We start from the raw sequence: 7,455 nt of genomic DNA, 5'->3' as shown, positions 1-7,455 counted from the left end.
ATCAGCATAACGCGAATGCGGCGCGAGGAAATTGTCGTCAAATCCACGGGTTAACAAAGCATGCGGATGCAGGATTTGATGTTCATACACGCCTGAAAGTTTGTTCTGACGCGTTTGCTTTGGAATGGGCCTATATTTATAAAAAATATAAACAATTTCCAACTTTTGTGTACACAATTGAATAAAATAGTGGGCACAGGAAAGTACACATGCCAGAGCCGAACAAATGACACAAAAATCATACCTGACACCTCTGAAACCTATCGCCTCATTGTTCGGTATCTGTCTGAGACAAAGGCCGACTTCCATACATATCAACTGAAGGAAGAAAGATCACTAAGGGTGGTGATTCGTAACTTACACCACTCAACTCCTGCCGAAATTATTAATGAAGAGCTGAGCAACATGGGGTTCAAAGTGCGGCAAATAATTAACGTCCACAAAGAAAATAGAGAGCAAACAGGGCCTAGCTCTAAAACCCCACTTCCACTTTTTTTTGTAGACCTTGAACCAACCCCAGGGGTAGAAAAAATATATGAAATAAATTGTATCTACTATACAAAAATAAAAATTGAAAAACCCTATCCTAAGCGTGGCATTGTACAATGTCACAACTGCCAGTCATACGGCCACACAAGAAGATATTGCCATCACCTGCCTAGATGTGTTAAATGCGGGGAATCGCATAAAACTGAAAATTGCACAAAGCCTAGAGAAATCCCAGCAGTGTGTGCACTCTGTCACCAAGGACACCCAGCAAACTACAAGGGGTGTGAAACATATAAAAACATAAAACATAGATCCCAGCCAGCTCACCAGCAGACTGAAGCTGCAGGAAGAGGAAGACAACCTTCAAAAATGGCCACCTCATCTGTATCTTATGCCCAAATGTTGGGTGACAGGAATCAACAAATCGAAACCGGGGCCATGCCACAACCCCTTCAACAATCTCATCCTCAACCCCAAACTCAGCATGTACAGCCCAGACCTCAATTACCACCCAAACAACAATCCCAAACATCCTCGATCCCTTCTAATCCACACTCAACATCTCTTATTCCCCCACCCTCGAATGCCACAGATCTCACTACCCTACTCACTTCCTTCCTCTCCGAGTTTAGAACTCTCATTACTCCACTCATATCACTCCTTACAAATGTAATCTCCCATTTCATCCCTCCTCAGAGAAACCCCTAAATGTCACACACCAAACACCTATCCATTCTCCTTTGGAATGCGAATGGTATTCGAAACCACACCAACGAACTAACAACCTTGCTACATGACAAAGAAATTGATGTGGCACTGATTACAGAAACCAGACTGACCAGTAAACAACATCTCAACATATCACAGTACAACACTTATCGAACGGACCACCCTGACGGAAGAGCTCATGCTGGAACTGCTGTGATAATCCATCAGTCCCTCTCCCATCACCTCTTTCCCTTACCCGTAAATGATTTCCTTCAAGCCACCGCTGTAAAAGTCATGACCTTTTCCTTCCCTATCACAATAGCAGCGGCGTACTGTCCTCCGAACAAACCAATTTCCAATAACCAGTTCGACACATTCCTTAATTCCTTAGGCCACCATTCCCTTCTCGGTGCAGACTTAAATGCCAAGCACCAGCAATGGGGTTCCCGAACCACTAACTCCCGTGGGCGAACGTTGCTATCTGCACTTAATTTCCGAAATTCCAGCATCATCTCTCCTGGCACCCCTACGTATTGGCCAACTGATCCAAACCGAAACCCTGATCTCCTGGATTTCTTCATTCATTCCGGCTTAAATCCTTTAAATCACTCCATAGTCCGACTAGATGAACTTTCCTCTGACCATAGCCCCTTAATCCTAACTCTTTCCTTAGCTCCGATTCCCAAACTTCCTCCACCATCATTTATTAGAGGACCAATAGACTGGAACCTTTTCCGCCAATATATAATTGATTCCATAGACCTCAGAGTATCCCTGAAAACACCTCAAGACCTAGATGATGCAACATATTCCTTCACTAACGTGATCCAGCAAGCAGTTTGGACTGCATCCTCACCTCGTCCCTTCCCCAAACACCGTAAAAAAAATCCTCTACCCCAAGATCTAGTAGACCTTATCCAATCCAAACGACATTCCAGAACCCTTTGGCAAAGAACCAGGCATCCTGACGATCGGAAATCATATAACTACCTCACCAAACTACTTAAAAAGAACTTGGCTACCTTCAGATCCCAATCCTACAATTCCTATCTTTCCTCACTATCTTCTTCTGATAATTCCCTTTGGAATGTAACCAAAAAGATCCTAAAATATCAACCTGTTTCCCATCCCCTCCGACGTGAAGATGGTACCTGGGCTGCTTCTGATCAGAAAAGAGCAGAAGAATTTGCCAATCACCTTACTAGCACATTTCTTCCCCACTCCGAATCCCATCCTACCCACACTGCAAAAGTTAATGAGTTCCTCACCTCACCGATTCCTCTCTCTCTTCCCCCTAAAGCTGTCAACCCCTCTGAGGTCAAATTCCTTATAAAAAGATTAAAACCTCGTAAATCACCTGGATATGATCTCCTCACCTCCCAGATCCTCCGACAACTCCCACAAAAAGCTATAATATTCCTTACTTACCTGTACAACTGCATCCTACGAACAACCCACTTTCCTTTGATGTGGAAACATTCTACAATCATCCTATTCCTGAAACCAGGTAAACCCCCCAATAATACCTCATCTTATAGACCTATAAGCCTGCTTCCGATCCTCTCAAAAATATTTGAGAAAATTCTTCTCAAACGCATCCTACCCATCCTAGAATCCCAAAGAATCCCATCACATCAATTTGGTTTCCGCTCAAATCACTCCACTGTCCAACAAGGCCTTCGAGTAGTTGACCATATATCCTCGTCACTTGAAAGCAAACAATATTGTACTGGCGCATTTCTGGACGTAGCGCAAGCTTTCGACCGGGTATGGCATGCCGGTTTGCTCTTCAAGCTCAAGACCCATTTACCTCTCTCTTTATACCTAATCCTTAGATCCTACCTCTCAAACCGCACCTTTAGAGTACGCTGCAGCTCGGAATATTCCAGCTGCTATCCAATAGAGGCCGGTGTGCCACAAGGCAGTGTCCTCGGCCCAATCCTCTATATCCTCTACACCGCAGATATCCCTACTACTTCTGATACCTTCCTGGCAACATTTGCTGATGATACAGCTATCCTCTCATCCCATCCAGATCCCGAAACTGCCTCCTACCAACTTCAAAGACACCTCTCCCTGATTGAAGTTTGGTGCAACCAATGGCGGATTAAAGTCAATGAGTTAAAATGTAAACACGTGACCTTCACCCTTCGCCGTAAATCCTGTCCACCTATCTTTTTCAATGATACTCCCTTACCCATATCTGACACAGTACGGTATCTTGGCTTTCTCCTAGACAAACGACTTACATGGAACCCCCACACCAGACTCAAAAGGCAAGAACTTAACAGACGCTTCAGCCAACTGTACAGACTACTTAGTAGATCCTCTCACCTATCATTAAACAACAAACTGCTCATATACAAAACTATCCTGAAACCTATTTGGACCTATGGACTTGAACTGTGGGGGACAGCAAAACACTCGAATATCAAACGCATTCAATCCTTTCAGTCCAAAGTCCTCCGAACCATTGTAAATGCTCCATATTACGTCACCAATAGAACCCTTCATAATGACCTCAATATACCTTTTGTTCTTGACCTTATACCCTTGAAATTTTCCAAATTCCATCAAAACCTTTCCGATCACCCTAATCCTCTGGCTCAATCACTATCCAGTCTCAATCATCCCTACAACCCCCCTCGAAGGTTGAAACGGCAGTGGCCCCGAGACCTTTTGTAATGTGGTTTTTGGAGTTCTGGCGATGGCCAGCTTCTCCACTCAAGTCCTGAGCGTCTGTGGCTATAGCGCTCTCACTCAGCCTCCACTGGATTTAACACCGGTGACGCGGCTGAGTGTGTAGCGCTGGGATCTCCTGGAATCCTGCTTCGTCCTTCATAAGTGGGGGACAGGCTTGGTTCGGAGCTCTCCAGGCTGAGTGAGAGTATTGTACATAGGTATGAATGTGCTATGATGTTTATTTTATTTCCTTTTCTTTGATATTATTGTATATTTTTTTTGGACGCGGATAGACCATTAGTGATCACGCGAACTCTTACACCGTGGTTTCTTTTTGGTGCCACGCGCTTTCCAGAGGACCCATCTCTCCTTCATCCTCTCTGATTGCGCGAGTTTCCTTTCATCGGTCCAGAGCCTGTTGTTGTGGCTCTTCCCTTGACTCACGAAACTTTCGACACTGTTGACGGTTCTCCTGAAACTGTCGCGATCCAAGCAATCCGCCTCTTCTATTCCCAATGAGCGTGCCTCTTCCTTGACTTGTCTGCTGTAACCCCCATCGCTTTTATACCCCCAAATTTTCCTAAAGATTTGTTTGTTCAGTCTTTCCTCAGGCATTCTAATCATATGTCCGTAAAATTTAAGTCGTCTGGCCCTTATTTCATCTTCTATGTTCCTGTTTCCCTGGTATAATTCCTTATTGGCCCGTCTTCTGAACTCCCCCTCATGCATCCTGGGACCGTGTATTTTTCTGAGGATTTTCCTTTCTATTGTTTTAATTTTTTCTAGACTGGGGAGTTGCATAGTTTCCGCACCGTATAGTATCACTGGTCTGATTACGGTGTTATAGTGTCTTAATTTGGCGGCTTTGGATAGGCATTTCTTCCCGTATAATTTTGTCGTCGCATGGTTTAGGTGTTCTAGTTTGGCGATTCTGGTTTCCAGGCTTCTTTTTTCTGATCCCCTGTTGCTTACTATTTCCCCAAGGTATTTAAAGTGGTCCGTGACCTTGATTTTTCCAAATTTAGTTTCAACCCATTTTTTCCCAAATTTCGAGTCCGTTGTCATGAACTCGGTTTTTTCATAAGATACCTGTAGCCCTGTTTTTTCGGCAATTTCCTTGAGACAGTTAAGCTGTCTCACGGCATCCTGTTCCGACTCGGCCAGAAGGGCCAGGTCGTCGGCGTAGGCTAGGCATCTCACCTTGAGCCCCTTTTTTTTCCCTCCAAGAGTGGCTCCTATGTCGTTCTCCTTCCAAAAGTCCTTCATGATCTTGTCTAGGACTACATTGAACAGTAAAGGTGAAAGCCCATCGCCTTGCCGGAGTCCAGTGTCGATCGTGAACGGCTCACTGGTCACACCTCTGAACTTTATTTTGGATGTTGTGTTTTCCAGGGTCAGTCCTATGAGCTTTTGTAATTTGGCGTCGACTCCGTATTCTGCCAAAATTCTGATTAACGTTTCCCTATCGACGGAGTCGTATGCTTTTTTGAAATCCACGAAGGTGATGAACAGATTCTTCGTGGGGTGGTTCCTGAATTTTTTAATCAAAAGTTTTAAGCTGAGGATTTGCTCGGGACACGAGCGCCCTTTCCGGAATCCTCCCTGGTATTCGCCTAGTTTTGGGTCGAGTTGTGGTGTCAGTCTTTTGAGGAGTAATTTCGAAAAAATTTTGTATGTGACCGGTAGCAACGAGATTCCTCTGTAGTTGTCTACGTCAGTCGTGTTTCCTTTTTTGTGTAGCGGTGTGATTAACGCGGTGCCCCATCCCTTTGGTATTTCTTCCTTTATCCATACGTCCATCATCAGCTCCGCGGCTCTCTTTCTAAACTCATCCCCGGTCAGTTTCCACATTTCTGCGATAACTCCGTCTTCTCCCGGTGCTTTGTTATTCTTGAGTTCCGCGATTGCGTCGTCTATCTCTTCCTTGTCCGGTGGGTCTTCCCCTCCCCAGTCGGGCGTGTTGTTTTCCGTGACAATTTTTTCAATGGGTTTGTCGCAATTTAGAAGTTTCTTGAAATATGCCGCGAAGATCCCGCATACTTCTTCTTTTGAATGAGCGAGACCCCCGTCCCCGCGTTTTAGGACGAGATTAGGGTGGACGTATCCTCGGACCCTGTTGTTGCACGTTCGGTAATACGGTTGTATCCTGTTTTCTTGAAAGTCTTCATTGGCCCTCTGGAGTTGGTTATTTAGGAGTTCTCTCTTTTGTGTTCTTAGGTGTTTTGCAGCCTTCTTCCTTTCCTCCTCGAACCGTTTTCTGTTTGTCTCTGATTTGTTTTGGTTCCAGGTTTTCCACGCGTTGAGTCTGTTTGTTATGGCTTCATCGCACGTGTGATTCCACCAATCTACTTTGTTTTTCGCGGACTGAGGAGCGAGTTCCTCAGCGATTCTAGTTAGCTGGCCCGTTAAATCCTCCCAAGTGGAGGCCGGTTCTAGTTTCTCCTGGAATTCTTGTGCCTTGTGATTCGTGAGTGTGTCCCTGTCTATTCTCTTGGCTTGAGGTCCCTTATTCGTGTGTCCCTTTCTTATAACTGGTGCAATTTTAATTTTGATTTGTGACGGGTAGTGGTCGGATGTGACGTTTATGGCTTTTTTGACTCTGACGTTTTGGATCTCTCTATGGTACCGCCTCGTAATGGCAACGTGGTCCAACTGGAATTCTCCCAAGTTGGGGTTCGGTGATACCCACGTCTTTTTCCTACTCATCTTGTTTTTATAGTGTGTTGACATAATCTTGAGTCCCGCCTCTCTGCATAGTCCTATTAGCCTTTCCCCGTTCCTGTTGGTTCTGTAATGTCCGGGGTGAAACCCCACTGTTTCCCTAAATTTCTTCTCCCTACCAATTTGAGCGTTAAAGTCTCCCAGTAAAATTTTAACGTTGTTCCGTGGTATCCTGTGTACGGCCTCCTCTAATTCCCCCCAAAACTCGTCCACCTTATCCGGGTCCCTCTTGTTGTCCACGTTTATGGGAGCGTGCGCGTTGATAAGGGTGTACTTCTTATTGGCCCCCCTTACGGTGAGAGTCGAAAGCCTCGGTGATTTGGATGTGAAGTCTTCAATGGAGTTAAGGTATTTGTGATCTACAAGAAAAGCAGTTCCCAGGTGCGGCATGTTTCTCATGATCCGTTTCCCCGGCTTGCCCTTTAATATCCTGTATCCCCCAAAATCCACAATCTCTTCATCCGTGAACCTGGTCTCTTGCAATGCCAAAATCGAGATACCCAGGCGTCGGATTTCTTGTGTTAGTTGTCTTAGTTTTCCTATCTGTATTAGTGAGTTTATGTTGTATGTCCCCATAAAATATCTCTTTTTCCCCTTGAATTTCCCTCCCCCCTGAGTCAGTCTGTGTGTGTCGTCGGTTTCGTGGGTCTCCGATGTCCCACTAGAAGCTCTTATGTCGCTGGGCTCCCCGGAATCCGAATGCCCAGCTATTGTCTCGGGGTAGTTATTCTTTAGAGTAACCATTTCATAAGAGTTGTCAGCAAGTTATTTGGGTTAGCTTGCACTGACCGTGATACAACTGAGGGGTTAACCCCAGAGGATTCCGTTTTAGTTCGCTCGTTCTATGGCTTTCTA

3 protein-coding genes and 1 pseudogene are annotated in these 7,455 nt (G+C 45.1%); 2 read left to right on the top strand and 2 right to left on the bottom strand.

The features are described 5' to 3' along the window. Positions 1-126 (bottom strand): annotated as a pseudogene (locus tag FD744_RS25035) (homoserine O-succinyltransferase); the annotation flags it as partial. A gap of 63 nt (positions 127-189) precedes the next feature. On the opposite strand from FD744_RS25035, the gene FD744_RS26030 reads away from it, so the two are divergent. Together FD744_RS26030 and FD744_RS26025 are read left to right on the top strand one after the other, a co-directional pair. Beyond that, positions 190-1,197 (top strand): hypothetical protein, encoded by a 1,008-nt coding sequence (locus tag FD744_RS26030; RefSeq protein ID WP_373424453.1) that lies wholly within the window; start codon positions 190-192, stop codon positions 1,195-1,197. Further along, positions 1,198-3,882: a reverse transcriptase family protein gene (locus FD744_RS26025; RefSeq protein ID WP_160869990.1), complete on the top strand. Its 2,685-nt coding sequence runs from the start codon at positions 1,198-1,200 to the stop codon at positions 3,880-3,882. It abuts the gene before it with no gap. A gap of 294 nt (positions 3,883-4,176) precedes the next feature. Here FD744_RS26025 and FD744_RS25020 read toward each other — a convergent pair whose 3' ends face one another. Beyond that, positions 4,177-7,344 carry a reverse transcriptase domain-containing protein gene (locus tag FD744_RS25020; RefSeq protein WP_160869988.1) on the bottom strand — a complete coding sequence of 1,056 codons (3,168 nt, stop codon included), beginning with the start codon at positions 7,342-7,344 and terminating at the stop codon, positions 4,177-4,179. Positions 7,345-7,455 lie beyond the last annotated feature (111 nt).

This window comes from Pantoea sp. Taur, from assembly GCF_009830025.1.
In the GTDB taxonomy this organism is placed as follows: domain Bacteria; phylum Pseudomonadota; class Gammaproteobacteria; order Enterobacterales; family Enterobacteriaceae; genus Pantoea; species Pantoea communis.
Note: the sequence above shows the minus strand (reverse complement) of the source record. Positions and strands in the feature narration are given on the sequence as shown.